This is a genomic window from Epilithonimonas zeae, from assembly GCF_023278365.1.
GTDB lineage: Bacteria > Bacteroidota > Bacteroidia > Flavobacteriales > Weeksellaceae > Epilithonimonas > Epilithonimonas zeae_A.
This window is the reverse complement of sequence record NZ_CP075338.1, coordinates 752,917-774,385: the sequence shown is the minus strand read 5'-3', so window position 1 is coordinate 774,385 and position 21,469 is coordinate 752,917. Positions and strand designations below refer to the sequence as shown.

The following is a 21,469-nucleotide window of genomic DNA, read 5'->3' as shown; positions in this document are numbered from 1 at the left end:
ATTATGTTTTTAAATTGTCACTCATACAATAGTTTACGTTATGGGACTATATCCGTACAGGAATTGGTTCAGCAGGCTGTTGAATTGAATGTTAGGATATTGGCCTTAACAGACATCAATACGATTACAGGCATTTATGAATTTCACAAACTTTGTAAAGCATCCAATATAAAATCGGTTATTGGTGTAGAAATCAGAAAAGAAAACGAACTATTTTATATCTGTCTTGCTAAAGGGAATAAAGGGATTGGCGAAATCAACAAACTTTTAACAGAACATAATTGCGATGGTAAAGAACTTCCAAAATATCATCCATCATTTTCAAATGTTACAGTTATATACCCACTTAACGATTTTCCTGAAAAACTACACCGTAATGAATATATAGGAATCAAACCTGAAGAGCTAAATCTTTTGGTAAAATCGGAATTGAAAGTATATATTCCGAAAATGGTCATTTTACAGCCTGTTACAGTTAAAACCAAAACGGATTATAATCTGCATAAGATTTTAAGAGCCATTGATCTTAATATATTAGGCTCAAAGTTAAAATCAACTGATTATTGTAAAGATTCAGAAGTATTTGTTCAGCCAGAGGATTTATTAAATAAATTCAAGGCATATCCAAAGATCATAAAGAATACAGAATGGATTTTGGAACAATGCCATTTTGAATTTGACTACTCAACACCGAAAAATAAAAAGTTTTTTACAGGTAGCAAAAAAAGTGATTTTGAACTTTTAGCTAAGCTTTCTTATGAAGGTTTAAAGAGGCGTTATCCTGATTGTCACCGATCAGCCATTCAACGAGTGGAAAAAGAGTTAAAGGTAATTGATATGCTTAATTTTTCAGGCTATTTCCTTATTACTTGGGATATTGTTAAGTATAGTAACAGAATGGGATTTATGCACGTAGGTAGAGGAAGCGGAGCAAACAGTATTATAGCTTATTGTCTAGGGATTACTGATATTTGTCCTTTAGAACTTGACTTATATTTTGAAAGGTTCCTTAATCTGAATCGCAAAACTCCACCTGATTTTGATTTGGATTGGAGTTGGCAGGATAGAGATACTATTTTGCAGTATATTTTTGATAAATATGGGAAAGATCACGTTGCCTTTTGTGGGACTAATGTTGAGTTTAAATATAAGTCAATATTCAGGGAGGTAGGTAAAGTATTTGGTCTGCCAAAAGAAGAACTGGATGAACTGGCAACAAAGCCTATAGAAGCTCACGATATAAATTCGGTTTCGGCTATGGTTCATAAGTATGGAAAACTATTAGAAAAGTTTCCAAATCAAAGAAGTATGCACGCTTGTGGAATCATTATTTCAGAAGAACCAATTACCAATTACACAGCTCTGGAAATGCCACCTAAAGGATTTCCAATTATTCAATTTGATATGCACGTAGCAGAAGAAATTGGCTTTGAGAAATTTGATATTTTGTCACAAAGAGGATTAGGTACAATCAATGATGCAGTTAAGCTTATAGAAGAAAAAAGAGGTGTTACGATTGACATTAGAGATACGTCAATTTCAAAAAATGAATCAAAGTGTAATGAGTATTTGAGCAGAGGTAAAACAATAGGTTGTTTTTACATAGAAAGCCCTGCGATGCGTGGATTGTTGAGAAGGTTAAAATGTGATAATTATAAGGTGTTGGTTGCAGCATCATCTATCATAAGACCAGGTGTGGCACAAAGTGGTATGATGCGTGAATATATTTTCAGACACAATAATCCTGACAAGTTCGAATATTTCCACGAGGTTTTTAAAAAAGAACTAGGTGAGACTTATGGTATTATGGTGTATCAGGAAGATGTTATAAAGATTGCTCTTCATTTTGGAGGATTAGCGGCGTCGGATGGTGATGTCTTGAGGCGTGCTATGAGTGGCAAAGGTCGCTCACTATCAGCTTTACAGAAAGTTAAGGATCATTTTTTTGAATCCTGTAAAAAGCTTGGACATTCCGAACAGTTATCAAAAGAAGTGTATCGCCAGATTGAATCCTTTGCAGGATATTCATTTTGTAAAGCACATTCAGCATCTTACGCTGTAGAGAGTTATCAAAGCTTATATTTAAAAGTTAATTATCCCATTGAGTTTATGGTATCTGCTATTAATAATGGTGGTGGTTTTTACAGGACGGAGGTCTATATTCACGAAGCCAGAATGTCAGGTGCTAACATTCTAAATCCTTGTGTAAACAAGGGTGAGTATAAAACCACAGTTTATGGCAGAGATGTATATATGGGATTTATGCACATCGAAAGTTTAGATAGCAAAACAGCAACTTTAATCCCTGAAGAAAGAAATGCTAATGGAGATTATGAATCATTAGAAAACTTCGTTAAAAGAGTTTCTATTGGACTTGAAACGCTGCAAACTTTGATATTCATCGGAGCTTTTAGATTTACAGGAAAACCAAAACACGAACTTTTGATAGAAGCCAGATTTTTGCTCGCAGGCGAAAAACAAAATTATAAACATTTGACTTTGCTTGATGAGCCTAAAAAAGAATACAAATTACCAGAAGTTGTGCGTCATCCCTATGAGGATGCATTTGATGAAATAGAAATTTTAGGATTTCCTGTTTCTGTAAGTCCATTTGATCTTTTGCAAACAAAATACAGAGGAAGCGTGATGGCAAAGGACTTAACCAAACATCACAAAAAAGAAGTCAAAATGCTGGCTTATCTTATTTCAAGAAAACACGTACCTACTAAAAGAGGAGCTATGTTCTTTGGGACTTGGATTGATAATGAAGGAGAGTATTTTGATACAGCTCATTTTCCTGATAATCTTAGTAAGTATCCATTTCAGGGAGGTGGATGTTATTTACTTTTAGGAATTGTCGAGGTTGATTTTCATTTTCCAACTATCACGATTCTGAAAATGCAGAAAATGCCATTCATTCCTGATCCAAGATATACACTCGATAAAGACAAATCATTTGAGGCTTATAATAGAATAAGAGAAGATGTAAGTATGACCCAAAGAAAACCATATCCGCAGGAAAAAGAGATTGGATTGCCGAGATACAAGTTAATATAAATTTATCCAGCAATTAAATTTTTGTTTGATAGTATTGTTAATCATAAATATAATCATGGCGATTTACAAGGGAGTAATTATATCCATAGAGTAGTGCTAATAAAACTGATAGTATGACGTATCCTGAAAAAACTTCATATTCATTTGTAAGCAACAATACAATAAAAGCACTACAGAACATAATTGTATTAAAGAGATATATTTTTCTTAAATGTTTAAGTAGTACATTTTGCAGTCCGTTAGAATAATCATTAATAATTTTAAAATCATCTTGGATAAATAATATTGCAAAATTTAAGATACTTACATATAGATTTTTAAATTCTATTATAACAAAATATTCAGCTATTGCGATATTTAATATATAAAAACTTATTTGAGAAAAGTATAATGTTTCTCTTTTTTCTATTTTTAAGTTTAAATTATAACTTTCAATATTTCTAACTGGAAACAAAGCAAGAATCAAGAAAGGCTTAATTCTGCTTTCTAATATTTCTTTGTACACATAACCAAACAAGTTGACTAATATTACAACTGATGCAATTCGTAAGGGCAAAATTCCTAGAATATTTTCGTTACTAAACCATTCTTTTAAAGATGTAATTCTTATATTGTGGTAAGCATTAAAAATTGAGAAGAAGCCAAAGAAAATACCAATACTTAAAATTATTGATACAAAAAAATAGGAAAAAAAAGATAATTCACTGGATTTAAAATTATAGAATGGACTATTAATTTTGATAAAAGCGTTATTAAAAATAAAGAATATAAATGTTGTAATTACTAATGATAAATAAACGCCACTATTATAATTAATATCATTTTTGGATGAATTATTTATCCAATCTAAAAGTGACAATTTATTTGCACTAAAGCTTTCATCAAGTATTATCAAATATCTAAATGTTATTGCAAAAAGTATATAAATTAATATAAATGTTATAAGTCGGTATAGAATGAAAGCAGAAAATGAAAGGAACTGATTGGCTCGGCTGTAATTAAACTCATCGTTAGAAAATTCTACTAATATTTTTCTTGAATTTGTTAGGATCAACCATAAAGCATAAAAAGATACTGGAGTAAAATAATACTTTAATAATTCAAATTTTATCGTAAATATATTTTCTCGGATGAAATCATAGTTTATTAATTTTCCACCAAAAGAATACTTATATATCAAAAGAATAAAAAATAAAAAAAATGTAATCTTTATTGTTTTGAAAAACATTTTAAGGCTAAAAAAATATTTTAGTCTTTCTATAAAAGTACCATAATTCTGTAAAAAAGTTTCATTATAAACTTCAATTAAGAGAATTATGGTACAAATAATTATTATCAAATAGTTATCTGTCATTATTAGCTTTTTTTCAAAAATACAACTTTACGAAAAAAAAACAGTTAATAATGATTTGTTTTCAAATATATACAATCAGTGAAAATCAATCACTAGCATACATTAATATGCAAATTCTCGCAATAAAATAGTTCTTGAAATTTATCTTTAATCAATTTCTCAAAATATAATTCTGTATTATTTAGCTTGTTTTCGACAATAATATCCCTCAACCTATTTTTTAAACGATTGATATTAGTTTTCCCCCGATGAATTTTCCAATATGATGGTTCTAATCGATTTCCAAGATCATCTATAAATTTTTTTTCAAAATCTTGATTTTCATATCTATTATCGACAATAGTGAAGCCTTCAAAGTGTCTCATAAAATTATCAAACAAAATGATAAAACTTTCTCTTTTTCTTAAGTCAGAAAGATAGCTAATACCTAATTTTTGCAATTCTCTAGATTTAAAAACGATTTCAATCCTTAATACATTCTGTGACAAACTATATTGCGTTTTCTTATCATAAACTTTAAAAGCTATATTGCAATGCTCAAACTTTTTGTAGTTCATAGAATTAGTTCCTTTATTAATCACAGGAGCTTTATGTTTATATAGCAAGAAATTATAATCAAGGTAATATTTGGGTGGTTTTTCTGTAATCAAATTAAATCCAAATTCTAAACTTGAAATCATACCATCATTCAAATCTAAATTCAAAAAGCTATTTTGTAATAAATCAAGAGATTCTTGAACATCAAAAAAGTTAAAGTCATTGTAATTGTGTTCACCGTATTGTCCATATCTGTATATATTAAAATACTTATGTAAACTATTCGAAATCATTGCTTTATTCTCTGTCACCTTGATCTCGACATTTTTATCTTTTTTCTTTATAGGATAAATCTTAATACTTCCATCTGGTAAAACCCAATTTGATTGAATATAACCACCTGTTTGCGTAATATATTCCAGTGCACAATCTTTGCAATTAAGTTTATAGTCGATATTGTCAATCATATTAATTAAACTTTAAAGAGTTAGTTATAAAATTTTCAATATCTTTAAACCTAAATAACGGACTTTTACCAGACATACCAAATGCCTTCAACTTACCGCTCTTTCTATAATTGTAGATTGTAGTGCGTTTCTTCTTTAACATAGAAGCAACTTCATCTAAAGTAAATAATTCTATTTTTTCCATATTTTTTGATTTTATACTGCAAATTTCGCAGTATTGGCACTACACGGAAAATACACTACAGCTTTATGTAATTATAGTGTAATAAAAATTAGCAACTTTTAACATTTTTCAATGAGAACTATTGGTGATAAGACAGCAGGAGAACTTGATCTTTTAAGATAATTAATTATATTATTATTTGAAGTGTGCTTAAAATTATCCTTTTTGCCAAATAAAAAATGTGTTTGGATAAATTTTCCCGCAACTTCCTTATTACTTACGATAACTTCTATATCAATCATCCGCTTAAAAAAATTTATAACGGAGTTAGCGGGGCAGGAAAATTTAATATCTGTATGAATCGCTTGCCTTGTCAGAAGTGATTTTAACTTATTTTTTGATTCAATATCAAAAGCATAAATGCTAAGAGAATCAATAAATGATTGCAAATATTTTTCTTGGATTATTAGAGTATTACTATTTGGATTCAATTCCAATTGGTCTTCGGAATTAATAACATAATTATTATTGCATTTCTCTTGCGGAAGGGTGAGATTGATTCCTATATATGCAGACAATAACATCTGAGTTTTTATAAGTAAATGATTGTTTTCGTATGGAATATTTTTTATGAAACTGGAAAGAATATAAAAATTTCTTTCATTAAACAATTTTAAAGCTTTGACAAAGGTCGAATCTTGCATTGTATTAGATTCAAGAATTAATAACTTTTTTTCAGTTTTTGTACTTCCTAATTTTCCAATCCTTTCAATGTTACGAAATGCTTCATCTTTCCATATCTGACAATTATTAATCATTACATCTCTATCACATGAAACTAAATCCAATATATCTAAACTTATTAAGTTCTGTAAGCTGGCAGGGAAATTGTGCAAAGGCATCTTTAACGTAAATGCATCATAAAATAATTTAGCGAACGTAAAATTTTCAATAATGTTTTTCATTTCATTTTTTGATACAAAATAACTAAATTTGTTAATCGAAAAAAATATAAAGTAATAACATGGTAAAAAGTGTATACCATACTGTCTACTTTTAATTTTTATTTTGAAGTAAATTACTGAATAAAAGGATTTTACGTTCATCGTAAAGTAGTCCAGGTGGGACCACAAAAGCCTCTTTAAAAGAGGCTTTTTTATTTCAATTTATAAAAATCAATAAAGAGAGCCAGAATCTGACTCTCTTTACTTTTAACAAAAATTAATTATAAATAGAAGTATCCAAAATGTATCACTACAGATTGCTACTAATAATTATTTCAAACTAAACTTAACAGTTTTCACATCCTTACTGTTGGTTCCGATCATCAGATCAAAATCTCCCGGTTCGACAACATACTCCAAATCATAATTGTAGAATTTCAATAGTTCAGGAGTGATTTTGAAAGTAACAGTTTTCGTTTCGCCTGGTTTTAAAGAAATTTTCTCAAAACCTTTCAGTTCTTTTACGGGACGGGTAATACTTCCTACGATATCACGAATGTACAATTGCACAACTTCCTGACCTTCCAGAGAACCTTTATTGGTAACCTCTACACTTGCTGAGATTTGTCCGTTTTGGTTTAACTGGTTTGAGCTTAATTTAATATTTCCGTAGTCAAACTTGGTGTAACTCAAACCATATCCGAAAGGGTAAAGTGGGTCATTGCTCACATCAATATAATTTGACCTGAATTTTTCAAACCATTTTCCTTCTGCCAAAGGCCTTCCTGTATTTTTATGATTGTAATAAATCGGAATTTGACCAACATTTTGCGGGAAAGTCATCGGTAATTTTCCACTTGGATTTACATCTCCAAATAAAACATCTGCAATCGCAGGACCAGCTTCAGAACCTCCAAACCAAACATTCAGAATGGCTGGAACGTTTTTCTGTTCCCAGTTTAAGGTTAAAGGTCTTCCGTTAAAAACAACCAAAACAACAGGTTTTCCGGTTTTTAATAATTCCGCCAATAATTTCTGCTGAACATCCGGAATATTTAGGTCTGTTCTGCTGCTCGATTCTCCACTGAATTCCGAAGATTCTCCTAAAGCAGCCACAATCACATCCGATTTTGAAGCCACTTCAAGCGCTTCCTTAATCATTTCTTCATCGCTGCGTTTTTCGTTTTCTCTACCTAATCCACGCTCGAACATTGTTGCTCTTTTCTCCAGTTCTGGGTCAGCGGTCAAATGACTTCCTTTTGCATAAAGAACTTTTGCATTTTTTCCTGCAACAGACTGAATTCCCTCTACCAAAGTCGACGGTTTTTTCAAATCAACAGAAACGCTCCAGGTTCCGGGCATATTCGACCTTGTATTGGCTAATGGACCAACAACTCCGATGGTTCCTTGCTTTTTTAATGGTAAAACATTCTCGTTTTTAAGCAAAACAAAACTTTCAGCCGCAATTTTTCTGGCGAATTCTCTGTTTTCTTTGGTGTAAATATCCTTCGCAGGTCTTTTTACATCAATATATTTATATGGGTCTTTGAACAAGCCCATTTTATATTTAGCTTCCAAAATGTAACGGCAAGATTTATCGATATCGGCAACCGTTATTTTTCCTTCGTCAAGAGACTTTTTCAGAGTAGCCAAATAACTTTCACTAACCATATCCAAATCAACTCCGGCTTTTAAAGCTCTTGCAGAAACGGTTTGCAGATCGCCAATTCCGTGGTCAACCATTTCGCTCACTCCCGTGTAATCGGTCATAATGAAGCCTGTAAATCCCCACTGTTTTCTCAGGACATCATCCAAAAGCCATTTGTTGGCAGAAGCAGGCAGTCCGTCGATATCATTGAATGAAGTCATCACACTTCCAACTCCCGCATCTACAGCGGCTTTGTAAGGATACATATATTCGTTGAACATTCTTTGGCGGCTCATATCCACCGTGTTGTAATCTCTTCCGGCTTCACTCGCTCCATATAAAGCGTAATGTTTCACATTCGCCATAATCTGGGAATTGGTTTTATAGGTATTGTCTCCCTGATAACCTTTTACCAAAGCTTTTGCAATCTCACCGCCCAAATACGGGTCTTCACCATTTCCTTCAGAAACTCTTCCCCAACGTGGATCTCTCGAAACATCAACCATCGGACTGAAAGTTAGACTGATTCCATCTGCGCTCACTTCTTTCGCAGCAATTCTTGCTGATTGTTCAATCATCTTTGGATTCCACGTTGCAGCTAAACCCAATGGAATTGGAAATCCTGTTTCGTAACCGTGAATTACATCCAACGCAAAAAACAGAGGAATTTTCAGGCGGCTTTCTTCAACCGCAACTTTCTGGATTTCTTTAATTTTTTCGACACCTTTAAGATTTAGGATTGCTCCAACATTTCCCTTTCTTACTTTATCTGCGATGTTGCTGTTTTTTGCCTGACCTGTCGTGACATCTCCACCGCCCGGAAAATTGAGCTGACCGATTTTTTCCTCAACCGTCATTTTGCTCATCAGTTCCGTGATGAATTTATCCATTTTTACCTTTTCATATTGAGCAACTGTCTGCGCATCGATTTGAGAAATACTTGCCGCCATACAAGCTGCGATAACCATCCTTTTCATTATTAAAATAATTTAAATTAAATGTTAATTGAACCGTTTAAGGCAAAACTAAAATTTAATAGAAGCGGATTTGGATCGGAAAGCTAAAAAGTAGTGGTTTTTAAAATTAAGTATCTGAAAATTAATTATTTATAATTTTAAATAAGACAAAAAATGTAGCGGAAATATAAAAAATCGAGTTATTTTGAAGCGATTTCCCCGATGTTTGCCACCCTGTTTTCGAACAAATCTCTGGACTCAGCGGCCTTATTTCTGGTCTTGGTTCTGTAATTGTAAATCGTGCTTAAAGAATATCTAAGGAAGGCTGCAATTTTTACGCTGTCGGTAATTCCTAATCTGATGAGGGCAAAAATCCTCAGTTCGGTGTTCAGAAGTTCGCCTTTTTTCAAGACAATTTTTTCTTCAGGAATTAATAAAGAATTAAAATCGGTGACGAAGCTTGGATAAAGATTCAGGAAAATCTGGTCGAAATTTCGGTACAATTCCTCCAGCTCATTTTCAATCAAAGTATTTGAACGTAAGGTTTTGAACAGTTCATCAAGCTGATTGTCTTTGGCTTTTTTATTTAAATTTTTTCGGTAATCTTCCAGTTTATTAATGTAAGCCGAGCAAGTATCAAAAAAATAGGCGATATATTCTTCTTTAATTTGGTTTGATTCTGATAATTGCTGATTGAGAAGCTGTAGTTTTTCGTTGGTTTTTGTAATTTCAGAATTGGATAGTTCGAGTTGTTCCGTCGTTTTTGAAAGCTGCTCTTTGATGCGGGTAACCTTTTTCATCTGACGGTAAATGTAAATAATCAATCCGGCAAGAATCGCAGAAAGCAAACTGATGAAAATTAAATATAATTCCAGCTGACTTTTTGATTTCGTTTCTTTATCAACATAGGCTTTATTGATGATGGAATACATTTCAGAAATATTCAGAGTCCTGAATTTTACATTACAAAAAATAGCGTCCTCAATCGCAGACTTTGTAAAAAGATAGGCTTTATCAATGTCTCCATTATGATAAAAGATCATTGCTAAATTTTGGTAAGAAGCATTGTCTTTAATCGCATTTTGGGTGTCGGTAATCGCTGATATAAGATAATATTTCAGCTCGTCGTCCTTCTTATTTTTCAGTTTGTAAACATCCCCCAAAAGATAAGCCGACATCGCATAATCGAGATTTTTTTTCTTGGCTTCATTAATCAGATTATGCAGAAGTTTTTCAGCGTTATCGAGGTTTCCTTCGTGAATATATTTTTGTGAAAGATTAATTTTATATTGAACAGTAGATTTGGGAAGCACCATCAAAAGTGAGTCACGGTACAGTTCAATATTTTTTATACCGTTGACATCATTAATATTGGTGGTATAGTGTTCATAAAATTTGCTGTAAGTATCGTAATAATTGGCTTTGGTATCGTTGTCTAAAGTGTTTTTATTAATACTTTTCAAAAGATTTTCAGACTCTTTGTATTTCCCTAAAGTCGAGTAGAGATGTGCCAGTTGAAGACTCGATTCAGCTATCATTTTCGGATTGTTAAGCTGTTCCGAAATCACCATATTTTTCTTTACATAATGCACGGCAGAATCAATCTGATATTGCTTGTACAATCTGTAAATATTTTCATTATTACTATATTCCTGATTTGGATTCTGCGATTTGTTTCTCTTTAAATCTTCAATAGCTGCTTCTTTTTTATCACTGTACCTTTTCTTCTGACTGATTTCTTTGGTCAGTATTTTCAGAAGTTCATTAGAACTTTGAGAACAAAAGAAATTCGAAATCAAAAAAAATAAAAAGATAAGTTTAAACTTCATGACAGAAATTACTGTAGCTATTTATAGTATTTTTTTCAAAGCTATCAATAATATTGCAAGTTAAAATTTTACATTCATCAAATCAAATTTTACATTTAAAATCATGATTCATATGGAGTACGAAATTAATGCTAAATTAATTGTGATATTATCAAGATTTTTTAACTCTCATGCTAAATTTAAAATTATAAATAGATTTTGGTAAACAAATTGTATAGTCAAACGTAAGAACTATTAAATAAAAAATGTTATGACAATATCTTTCTACGATTTTAAAAATCTTCCGGATTATCAGCAAATTGAGATGGCTAAAAAAGAAGGTCATATCAAAGAGCAACGTACTATTAATGAATTGAAATTTGTACTGTACGAGATCTCATGTTTTTCAGTCGAGATTATTTATAAACAAGATCGCATGACCGGAATGAATGTTTTTGAAAATAAAGCGGCTTATGCTATTTAGAATATTATAGATTTAGAATTTGTAAATTCTCTATTTAACATAATACTTAATTCTCATAAGTTTCAAAAGTTCCATCTTCGAAGAAAAATACAATTCGTCTAATTTTTTTTGACGAATTTTCTTGTTTTTTATCAAAATTCTCTAATCGCTGAGAATCGGATATTTTATTTTTTTCTACAATTGGTACAGAAATATTAGATTCTCGTGAAATTTGATTTTCGGGTTTCTTATCAATTTCTTCTTGTCCAAATTGTTCATCACTAATTAATGAGAATAAATCTGGCAAAGTTTTTTTTGCCGGCTTTTTTTCTTCCGGTTCACTTGTAGGAATTGTAACTGGAATTTCTTCTTTGTTAATAAGCATTTCGCCATTTCCGTTAATCAGCCAATCCCATTCAAGATCTGGGAATTTAGATTTTATCTTGGTAATGAAATCAAGAGAAGGTTTGTTCCTTCCAGAAATGATGTGTGAAATACTCGAACGTTGCACACCAATTTCTTCTGCAAATTCGGCAGGAGTTAGTTCAGAGTATTCTATAACTTTTGTAAATCTATCATTGAAATTCATTTTACAAATGTAATCTATTTTAATTTAAAAACGGTTACGTTTGTAAATGACATCAATTTACTTTTGTAAACTAATTATTTTTGATATAACCTATTTAATTACAGTTATTTATAGTTTTAATTGTTTATAAAGTTGTTTAAAAGTATTTGGTATTGGCAATTGTGGAAAACCTTTTGTTGAAAATCATTAGATACTAACACCAAAGTTTGTTGATATAAATGAATGTTATATTTAATTTAATAAATTTAGGTTGAGATAATCTATGTAATATTAATATATTCAAATATTTACTTCAATATAAAAATTCATACTAATTCCATATTTCTTAAAATTGAAGTTATTAACAACAAATATTATTGAAATAGTGATAATTGTTATTTTATAAATATTATTGGTTTATCTCAATTGCAATTTTCATATTCTGATTATGGTTCTTTCCATTTCAATATTTATAAAGGTTATTTATAATAGATTAAATACTTTCTCAATTACGTGTTAATAATTAGTCAAACTAATAGCTTATAACTATAAAGATATGTGTAGATGTCTTATTGTTAATAAACACTAAGTCTGAATATTATCTGATTTTTTTCAAATCCAAATTCTCGCTATTTGTCATCAAAATATAAGTTGATAAAGAAAGTGAATCGATAAAATTTGAATTAATTAAAAATTCATTTTCTATCACGGAACCAAAGAGTAGAGCAGGGAAGAGGCTCATTGCAACTAGTTTTTATGCTAATCTATTTAACATAATATTCCACTTAGTAGATAAAATAAGATAAAAGTATATTAAAATTAATAACTACGGATGAAAGCGAGTAGAAATGGAGAATTTATTGATTAATAATTATTTATACATTTGTAATATAACCTAAATAATTAACCAAAATATGTTTAGCATTTTGTTGAACAAATCAAACTATATAAAAGAATTTAGTATTAAAGTAAATTTAAAAAATAACTTTACTTAAAACACATAAATAACTGATATTAAATAATATATAAATTTTATATAACAATAATGTATTCCACAAAATAATAAACAGACAAAGTGACATTTGGTTATGTTTAAATATATTACAAATGTAAATTAGTTTATTTCGGATTAAATGTTATTTTTGTGACGAATCAAATCAAAGAAAAAAATGAATTTTAGTTTTCCTTACTCCCAAAATGCTAACTTCCCAGATCGCTATATTTTCCCTGAAAAATTATTTTCTTACTTACAGGACAATTACAGCGATTATGTAAAAGAGATAGGAAAATCCAGTTTGGGGAAACCAATCTATATGTTATCTCTAGGAAACGGAAATTTGAAAGTTGCAGCTTGGTCACAAATGCATGGCAACGAATCTACAGCGACATTGGCAATGCTGGATTTGTTATCCATATTTGATAAGAATCCTGAGTTGAAAGACAAGCTTTTTACATTAATTCAGTTGGATTTCATTTTCATGTTAAATCCCGATGGCTCCGAAGCTTGGACAAGAAGAAATGCCTACGATATTGATATCAACAGAGATTTTATCCGCAACTCGAGTAATGAAATCCGTGTTTTGAAATCTATCGTACTAAATGGAAACTACAGTTATCTGTTAAACCTTCACGACCAAAGAACGATTTTCACTACAGACGGAATTCATCCGGCGACTTTATCCTTTTTATCGCCATCTGAAAATGTTGAAAGAGATGTTACCGAAAACAGGAAAAAAAGTATGGCTGTGATTGCGGCCATTTATATGCAGATGAAACAGATTTTGCCTAACAGAATTGCAAAATATACGGACGAATTTTATCCGACATCCAGTGGTGATAATTTTATGAAATCTGGCATTCCTGCGATTTTGTTCGAAGGTGGTTTTTATGAAAATGATTTGGATCGTCGCAAAACCCGAGAATATTATACCCAGGCTTTATACTTTGCGTTAAAGGCAATCTCGGTACTTAAAGGTGATACGTTGAGTTATGAAACTTACTTTGATATTCCTCAAAATAAGGAAACGCATTTTGACCTTATTTATAGAAATGTAAAATTGAATACAGATTTTGAGTGTATTTTGGATATTGCTGTTCAATACAGAGAAATTTTGGATGATAATCAAAAACTGACTTACCAACCATACGTGGTTGAAGTTGGTGATCTGAATCATAAAAAAGGCTGGACAGAAATCGACTGCACGGATAAACGATTTGTATCTGTAAAGAAGTTTCCGAAATTAGATTCTTTAGTTGATTTTAGGATTGAATAATTTTTAAATTCTAATCGCTGAGAATCTGTTATAAAATTTTTAATCGAATATAATTTCACACAGGCCAGATTTTGAATGATTCTGCAACGGACTTATTTTTAAAATTCTAATTGCTGAGAATAATCTCACACAAAATAATAATATCCAAAGTTGTAAGAATTTTGGATATTTTTTTAAGTTATGCTCAAATGATATGATCTGATAATCAGTATGTTATAATATCCAATTTAACATAATATAAATTATAGGATATTTTATAATTATGCTATAAACAGTTTTATTACGTGTTTTTCTTCTATTATTTTGGTATAGTATTTTCTAAACTTAGTTTTAAACAAACTGTTATGAAACAAATTATTTTAATGTTGTCTGGTTTAGTTATTCTAAATTCTTGTGAGAAAAATGATGCCACACAAAAAAATGTTGAAAATAGAAAGCCCGATACTTTAGCAATTGACAGAAACCTTAGAAATCAAATTGCTGAAGCTGAAAATGTAGATTATTGTTATATGAATGTCTTAGCGAAGGATTCTGTGTTTTTATCCTATAAAATAATTGATGGTAATGTCTCGGGTAAATTGAAATATAAAAACTTCGAAAAAGACTCGAATTCTGGTGATATCACAGGAAAAGTTTCTGGTGATACATTGAAAGTCAATTATAAATTTGCTTCCGAAGGCACTACTAGCGAACGTGAAATTTATTTCTTACAAGACAGTGGCGTTTTGTTAGAAGGCATCGGAAAATATGCAGAATCTAATTCTTCAAGATCAGTATATGAATCTCCAAAAGCTATCAACTTTACAAAAGGTCAAAGATTTGCCCCGGCCGATTGCAAGATGATTGCGGACAAATTAAAATAAAAACAGCAGCCTTAAAAAGCTGCTGTTCCTAGAAAATAATATATTACTATAAAATTATAGTCTGTATAGAATGTGCTGGTGCAGAGAGTTTGGAAGATTTTCCTTCTATCCAAAGATTGAAATCTGTATCCTTATCTCCTTCGTTCATCACCACTACTACAAGTTCCCCACTCTCGTTCAAAAAGCTTGTAGATAACAGGAAATCTTTATTGGTGGAAGTTCCAACACGCTGAGCATTTGGCTTTACATATTTTGAAATATGACCGATGTAGTAATACTCATAAGTATAATGAAGTTCTTGCTTATTTGTATCATAGATAATTGGTGCAAAACAGAAATTTCCCACGTGATTTGGTCCGCCTTTTTCATCTAGAAGAATGTTCCAATCGGTCCACGCAGAAGTTCCTTTATTGAAATCATTAATCATATTTCGACCATACAATTCACCTAAACTAACATCATAAATCTTAGAAAAATCAAATTGTTCTTTGCAACCTTCTGTGAAAATCAAAAATTTATCCGGAAAAGCTCTGTGCGTTTCAGCAAGATTATCAAATAGTTGAGATTTGTTATTCCACGTTTCGTACCAATGGTAACCGATACCGGAAGCATATTTTGAAGTTTCAGGATCTTGCAAAGTTGTTGTAGTTCGCTGATACATCAAGTCTCTGTTATGATCCCAAATAATGACTTTTTTGTCTTTATAATTATTCTTCCATAATGTTGGACCAAGGTTTTCTTTTAGGAATTTTGCTTCTTTATCTGCGGTATAAATACAAGACTCCCAAGTCTGAACGGCCATTGGTTCATTCTGGATTGTCAATCCCCAAACCGGAATATTTCTTTTCTCGTATTCCTGGATGAATTTAATATAATAATTCGCCCAAACCTGATAATATTTGTCCAATAATCTTCCACCTTTCAGCATATTATTGTTAGATTTCATCCAAGCTGGCGGACTCCACGGACTGAAATAAAATCTGAAATCTTTTGGAATAATGGCTTTCTGAGCTTCTTTAATTAATGGAATTTTGTATTGTTCATCGTGCTTTACATCGAATGATTTTAAGGATTCATCATTATCATTAATGTAAGTATAACTGTCGCTGGAGAAATCACAGGAATTCATATTGGTTCGAACGATATTATAACCAATCCCCGATTTTCCGTAATAAGCTTCGATAAATTCCTTCTGTTTCTCTTTCGGGATTCTTGCAAAAACTTCTGCTGATGCATCTGTAATCGCACCACCAATTCCAATTAATTTTTGATATTTGAAATCTGGGTCTACAAAAACGCAGACATCTGTTTCTTTTGGCTGAGGAAAATCTACAAACTTGGCATTCGCTTTTTTAGCAAATTTCTCATTTGTTTTTTGAGAAGTGATAATCACTCTCCCCTCTTTCATTCCTTTTTTCCAGTAATTCTGGGCATTAATACTTGCTGCAAAAGATAATGCAACAAATACTATAATTGTCTTTTTCATTTTTACTTTTAGAAATTTGATGTCAATATCAACATCAGTTATTTTTTATAAATTCTAACATAATCTATCCAGAATTTCTGAGGATAAATGGTAGAATCTACACCTTCTTTTCCACCCCAATTCCCTCCTACTGCCTGATTTAGAATCAAATAAAATGGTTGGTCAAAGGGCCAAGCTTCGTAATCGTTTTCAGTTTTGATATATGTAAAATATTTTTTATCATCTACAAACATTTCGATTTTATCCGGTGACCAATCAGCTCTGTAAACGTGGAAATTTTCTGCCACATCTTTGATGATAATTGTATCCGTTTTTTGAGTATTGATGATATGATTGTATTTTTTTGTATGAACAGAACCGTGAACAAAACCTTCGTTATACCCCACGTGTTCCATAATATCGATTTCACCATCATCCGGCCATTCTTTTATATTCTGGCTCAGCATCCAGATTGCAGGCCAAGTTCCTTTACCTTTGGGTAATTTTGCTCGTACTTCAATCGTTCCATATTGGAATGGAAATGTATTTTTGGTAATTAGTTTTGCCGATGTATAATCGTTTTTCTCCCATTTTTCTTTTTTGGCTTCGATAATGAGATTCCCGTTTTCTACCCTTGCATTTTCTGTTCTGTCCTTAGTATAATACTGAAGTTCATTATTCCCAAAACCATCGCCCCCCACTTCGAATTCCCATTTTGATGAATCCGGTAATCCTTTATAACTGAATTCATCCTGAAAAACAAGTTTTCCTTTATCCGAGCTTTTTTGAGTCGAACAGGAAATATTCAATACAGAAATTAATATGAATGCTGATACTATTTTAAATGTTTTGGAATTCATCATAAAATTAATTTTAGAATACATAAGTGGCTACAGCTCTTGCCGGTAAAGAAGTGGCTGCAGATTTGCCATTCATTTTGATGTTGAAATTCTCCGTTGCATTTCCTTCATTCAGAACAATTAAAGTTGTTTTTCCATCAGGTCTTGTAAAAGCAACAGAGCTTAGATTTCCTGGTTGCGTAGAAGCAATTCTTTGAGAATTCTGAGGAACAAATTTCGAAGCGTGTGCAATGATATAATATGCCACATTCTTAGTCAAATTTTCGCTTGAGTTCACGGTAATTGCACCTTTACATTGTGTACAACCGCCATCTGTATGTGGATTGAACTGTGGGTCATTGGCAAGATTCCATTCCAATGCGATTTTGCTCCAGTTTCTCATAGAACCGATAATCACATTCTTAGAATGCCACATCAAATCATCTGAAAAAGACGATGTAGAACCTGTCCATTGCTCCGTAAAATAAAGATTTTTAGTTGGTTGAGCCAAATGAACATTACTCAAAACTGAGATATTTCCAGCATACAAATGAAAAGCTGAACCATCCACATATTTCGCCGCATCTGCATCAGCTAAAATTTCCAATGGATAATCTGGCTTATCGCAGTTGTGATCATAAAGAACAATCTTTGTTTTGATATTGGCTGCCTGAAATGCCGGTCCTAAATTATTTTTGATAAAAGTTGCTTGTTGAGGAGCAGTCATCAACAGACTTGGATTATTCCCGGGATGCAAAGGTTCATTTTGTGGTGTAATTGCATCGACAGTGATTCCCTGCGCTTTCATTCCCTGAATATATTTCACAAAATACTGCGCATAAACGCCATAATATTCTGGTTTCAAACTACCTCCTATTGAACTTCCGTTATCCTTCATCCAAACTGGTGGTGACCAAGGCGCTGCCATAATTTTGATGTTGGGATTGATGGTTAATATTTTCTTTAGCATATCAATAAGAGCCTGGTCTTTTGATAAAGAAAAATTAGCTAAAGACATATCTGTTTGTCCTGCAGGCATATCATCATAAGAAAAAACGCTGCTGTTCAAATCCGATGCGCCAATACTTAATCTTATATAACTTACGCCAATAGAATTATCTTTATTAGAGAAGAATTCCTGTAATAATTCCTCTTTTTTTGAAGCTGATAATTGATTAATAACTTCAACACTTCCACCAGTCAACGTATATCCAAAACCATCAATTGTCTGATATTTTTGCGAAGCATCAACATCAAGAGTTTGATAGTTATTGGTTGCGTTATTGAAGAAAATATCACTTTGTTTTTGAAGTTTTACTGTTTCGTCTGCTTTTGTAAGCCAGACATTTGCTGAAGCATAATTACCATTATCTCCACCATCAGTCGGAGGATTTGAAGAATCTTCTACACTATTGCTTTGACAAAAAAGTAATGAAAAAACTGTCAATCCGCAGAACAGTAATTTATTCGGAAAAATCTTATTATTATACATTTTATTAAATTGTTTTAAATATTTTATAACAAGAGAATTGTATTGAAATGATTATTCCCAATACAGCTCTCTTTCATAAGAGAAGCTTAGAAAAATATTTGATTAATATAAAAAATGAAAGAGGTTTTTGAGAACCTCTTTCACCTAAGAATATGATTAGAAAAAATTAGTTAACGCCGCGGAACTCTATATTCGTAATAGAAATTCCGTCTTTCATATCATTACCACCTGATCTGATGGCAAAGTATGCAATACCCGTTTTGGTAGCCGTAAAAACACCGTCAGGATTATTGGAATTTTTTGAACCAACAATTGAAATTTTACCTGAGAATGCAGAAGTTCCACTTCCAGCCCAAGTATTGATTCCTCTCAACCAAGTTGAATCGTTACCGTCTCCTGTATAATCTGTATTAGCGGTCGGTTTTGTATAACCTACGTAAATCTCAAACCAAGAATCAGAAACGCCTTTGGAGCTAACAATAGCGTCTGCTTTGTATTTGCGGCCTTCTACAACTTCTACAGCCTGATACATTACATTTCTATCCCATCCATTTGCTGTGAATGTTGCTTTCTTGTTTGCAAGATCCCAAACCCATAAAGCAGAGTTGGACGGATTAGGGAATGCTAATGTCCATTTGGCAACATCTGTTGCATCTGCAAACTTTCCGCCTTGAATCATATTGCCTGCAGCAGGGTCGGCTTTGTCAACAGTGATTGTTTGACTAGCTGTTCCGCCTACGACACCTCCTTGACCAATAATCTGATGTTGAACATTATAAGTTCCTTCATCTGGGATGAAAACGTCATAAATATTAGGACCAACTCCAAATCCGCCTCCATCTCCTAAGTCCCATTTTGATGAGATATAATTATTATTAGAAGCTGTTAATCTGTAATGATTCTCAGAAGTTTTTGTTACTGTAAATGAAGCATCAGAGTTGGTTGGAACTAAACCGTTTCCGTCACCATCTACTCTATCAGGTGCACAAGAAACTGCCAATGCTGTTAATCCTAATAATGTATGTTTTATATAATTTTTCATAATTAATTATTATAATGTGGGTTTTGTTTTAATGCTGTACCTGTAAGTTCAGTCAGAGGTATTGGCATAATTTCATTTTTACCAGCAACGAATCCTCTACTGGAAAGTTTGCTTGCCGCTTCTCCCCATCTTACTAAGTCAAAAAATCTATGACCTTCTCCAGCTAACTCTTTTCTTCTTTCGTCTTTTATTGCCTGTAAACTTACAGGAACAGATGTCAAACCAACTCTCGCTCTTACAGCATCCAATAATGCTTGAGCCCTACTTCCTGTTCCTCCTAAAGCTTCGGCTTCCATTAAATATGTGTCTGCTAACCTGATAAGAATATAATTTTGTCTATAGTTAAGTTCAGTAGCTCCAGGAAGATCTGTGACTTCATCTCTTGTTGGCATATATTTATTCAAGAAATAACCGGTGTCCATATATGCTGGAGAATAACTTGCTTTGTTTTCCGCTGTAAGCATAGCCATATTGAGAATTGTTGCAGACATCCTTGGATCACCTTGCATAAAGTTATAAAGGTCTGTAGTCACAGTATTAAATGCCCATCCACCTACAACATCTGGTGCATCATCAGTTTTTCTTGTGTAGGCTCTTGGAGCAGTCATAATATTGATTGAATTACCCTCATCATTTCCTGCTCCCCAGAAGCTCCAATCGGAATTACCTTTGTTGGAATGAGTTACTTCTAATACAGATTCTGTTGTAAACTTGTTGTCAGTAATCCACAGACTATTGTAGTTATCTACCAGTTTGTATCCGTATTGGCTAGTGCTACCTGGTGTTCCGTTGACTTCCGCCAATAGAGCTGCTGCTTGTGTATTTTTCTTTTCATACAGATATACTTTACCTAATAATGCTTTAGCTGCACCTTGTGTTAATCTTCCTCTTTCAGCACCTCCAACTGTCATTGGCAGATTTGGAGTCGCATCGGTTAGATCTTTTTCTATTTGAGCATAGATTTCAGCTGGTGCAACTTGTGGCACATTATAAAAGTCATCAGTTACAGTAAATGTATTTAATATCAATGGGATATTTCCAAAAACTCTTAATAAATCAAAGTAATAAATGGCACGAAGAGTTTTAGCTTCTGCAATAAAACGGCTTTTTATTGCGTCACTCATATTTGCATCTGGAACTCTTTTGATGACTTCATTAGCTCTTGCAATTCCCTGGTAATAATCTCTCCAATAACTTACGGGCATTGTAGTCTGGTTAATTTGCCAGTTGGAAGCTCCTTGAATTCCAGCACCATCTGTTGCACTTCCTCCACCTGCATAGAAGTCATCAGATGCGGCATTATAAAAGGTCACCATATTTTCGAAGCCGCCAGCATATTTTCTTAGCGGATCATAGGTGCCTACAAGAGCAAAGAAACATTCCTGCTCATTGCGGAAAAAGTTTGCGAAAGCTCCTTTATATTCTTTTTCTTCTAAATCGTCGTCCGTACAAGAAACTACTAGATTTGGCATACTTACTAAAAAGATTGCCGCAAAACTTATTTTTAATATTTTATTTTTCATTGTTATT

The 21,469-nt window shown here is 32.2% G+C and carries 16 protein-coding genes; 4 read left to right on the top strand and 12 right to left on the bottom strand.

Translation table 11 applies throughout. The features are described from left to right. Positions 1–3 precede the first annotated feature (3 nt). Positions 4–3,057 carry a DNA polymerase III subunit alpha gene (locus KI430_RS03230; RefSeq protein WP_248876842.1) on the top strand — a complete coding sequence of 1,018 codons (3,054 nt, stop codon included), beginning with the start codon at positions 4–6 and terminating at the stop codon, positions 3,055–3,057. Positions 3,058–3,094: 37 nt separating this feature from the next. Here the strand turns inward: KI430_RS03230 and KI430_RS03225 are convergent, their stop codons facing one another. The 6 genes from KI430_RS03225 to KI430_RS03200 form a co-directional block, all read right to left on the bottom strand. After that, the gene (locus KI430_RS03225; protein ID WP_248876841.1) at positions 3,095–4,411 is read right to left on the bottom strand and encodes a hypothetical protein; all 1,317 of its coding nucleotides are present in this window, start codon (positions 4,409–4,411) and stop codon (positions 3,095–3,097) included. 92 nt (positions 4,412–4,503) lie between these two features. Beyond that, positions 4,504–5,415, bottom strand: a complete 912-nt coding sequence (locus KI430_RS03220; protein ID WP_248876840.1) for a hypothetical protein — start codon at positions 5,413–5,415, stop codon at positions 4,504–4,506. Position 5,416: 1 nt separating this feature from the next. Then, positions 5,417–5,599 carry a helix-turn-helix domain-containing protein gene (locus KI430_RS03215; RefSeq protein ID WP_248876839.1) on the bottom strand — a complete coding sequence of 61 codons (183 nt, stop codon included), beginning with the start codon at positions 5,597–5,599 and terminating at the stop codon, positions 5,417–5,419. Between the two features lie 98 nt (positions 5,600–5,697). Next, positions 5,698–6,543 (bottom strand): hypothetical protein, encoded by an 846-nt coding sequence (locus KI430_RS03210; protein WP_248876838.1) that lies wholly within the window; start codon positions 6,541–6,543, stop codon positions 5,698–5,700. A 309-nt stretch (positions 6,544–6,852) separates the two neighbouring features. Next, positions 6,853–9,147, bottom strand: a complete 2,295-nt coding sequence (gene bglX / locus KI430_RS03205) for a beta-glucosidase BglX (protein WP_262920880.1) — start codon at positions 9,145–9,147, stop codon at positions 6,853–6,855. Positions 9,148–9,326: 179 nt separating this feature from the next. Next, entirely contained in the window at positions 9,327–10,955 is a 1,629-nt protein-coding gene (locus KI430_RS03200) for a DUF6377 domain-containing protein (protein WP_248876837.1), read from the bottom strand. A gap of 250 nt (positions 10,956–11,205) precedes the next feature. Between KI430_RS03200 and KI430_RS03195 the strand changes: the two genes are divergently transcribed. After that, complete coding sequence (locus tag KI430_RS03195) at positions 11,206–11,418, top strand: hypothetical protein (RefSeq protein ID WP_248876836.1); 213 nt, start codon at positions 11,206–11,208, stop codon at positions 11,416–11,418. Between the two features lie 46 nt (positions 11,419–11,464). Here the strand turns inward: KI430_RS03195 and KI430_RS03190 are convergent, their stop codons facing one another. Continuing rightward, positions 11,465–11,986 carry a helix-turn-helix domain-containing protein gene (locus KI430_RS03190; protein ID WP_248876835.1) on the bottom strand — a complete coding sequence of 174 codons (522 nt, stop codon included), beginning with the start codon at positions 11,984–11,986 and terminating at the stop codon, positions 11,465–11,467. A 1,148-nt stretch (positions 11,987–13,134) separates the two neighbouring features. Between KI430_RS03190 and KI430_RS03185 the strand changes: the two genes are divergently transcribed. Together KI430_RS03185 and KI430_RS03180 are read left to right on the top strand one after the other, a co-directional pair. After that, complete coding sequence (locus KI430_RS03185) at positions 13,135–14,238, top strand: M14 family zinc carboxypeptidase (RefSeq protein WP_248876834.1); 1,104 nt, start codon at positions 13,135–13,137, stop codon at positions 14,236–14,238. Between the two features lie 344 nt (positions 14,239–14,582). Further along, positions 14,583–15,101: a hypothetical protein gene (locus tag KI430_RS03180; RefSeq protein ID WP_248876833.1), complete on the top strand. Its 519-nt coding sequence runs from the start codon at positions 14,583–14,585 to the stop codon at positions 15,099–15,101. 46 nt (positions 15,102–15,147) lie between these two features. Here the strand turns inward: KI430_RS03180 and KI430_RS03175 are convergent, their stop codons facing one another. The 5 genes from KI430_RS03175 to KI430_RS03155 all read right to left on the bottom strand — a co-directional run bounded on the left by KI430_RS03175 (position 15,148) and on the right by KI430_RS03155 (position 21,462). Next, positions 15,148–16,587, bottom strand: a complete 1,440-nt coding sequence (locus tag KI430_RS03175) for a glycoside hydrolase family 30 protein (protein ID WP_248876832.1) — start codon at positions 16,585–16,587, stop codon at positions 15,148–15,150. A gap of 38 nt (positions 16,588–16,625) precedes the next feature. Beyond that, positions 16,626–17,429, bottom strand: coding sequence for a family 16 glycosylhydrolase (locus KI430_RS03170; RefSeq protein WP_248876831.1), 804 nt, complete (start codon positions 17,427–17,429; stop codon positions 16,626–16,628). Between the two features lie 10 nt (positions 17,430–17,439). Next, positions 17,440–18,897 carry a glycoside hydrolase family 30 protein gene (locus KI430_RS03165; RefSeq protein WP_248876830.1) on the bottom strand — a complete coding sequence of 486 codons (1,458 nt, stop codon included), beginning with the start codon at positions 18,895–18,897 and terminating at the stop codon, positions 17,440–17,442. Between the two features lie 166 nt (positions 18,898–19,063). Then, the gene (locus tag KI430_RS03160) at positions 19,064–19,939 is read right to left on the bottom strand and encodes a hypothetical protein (protein ID WP_248876829.1); all 876 of its coding nucleotides are present in this window, start codon (positions 19,937–19,939) and stop codon (positions 19,064–19,066) included. A 2-nt stretch (positions 19,940–19,941) separates the two neighbouring features. Then, positions 19,942–21,462, bottom strand: coding sequence for a RagB/SusD family nutrient uptake outer membrane protein (locus KI430_RS03155; RefSeq protein ID WP_248876828.1), 1,521 nt, complete (start codon positions 21,460–21,462; stop codon positions 19,942–19,944). Between the last annotated feature and the right edge of the window lie 7 nt (positions 21,463–21,469).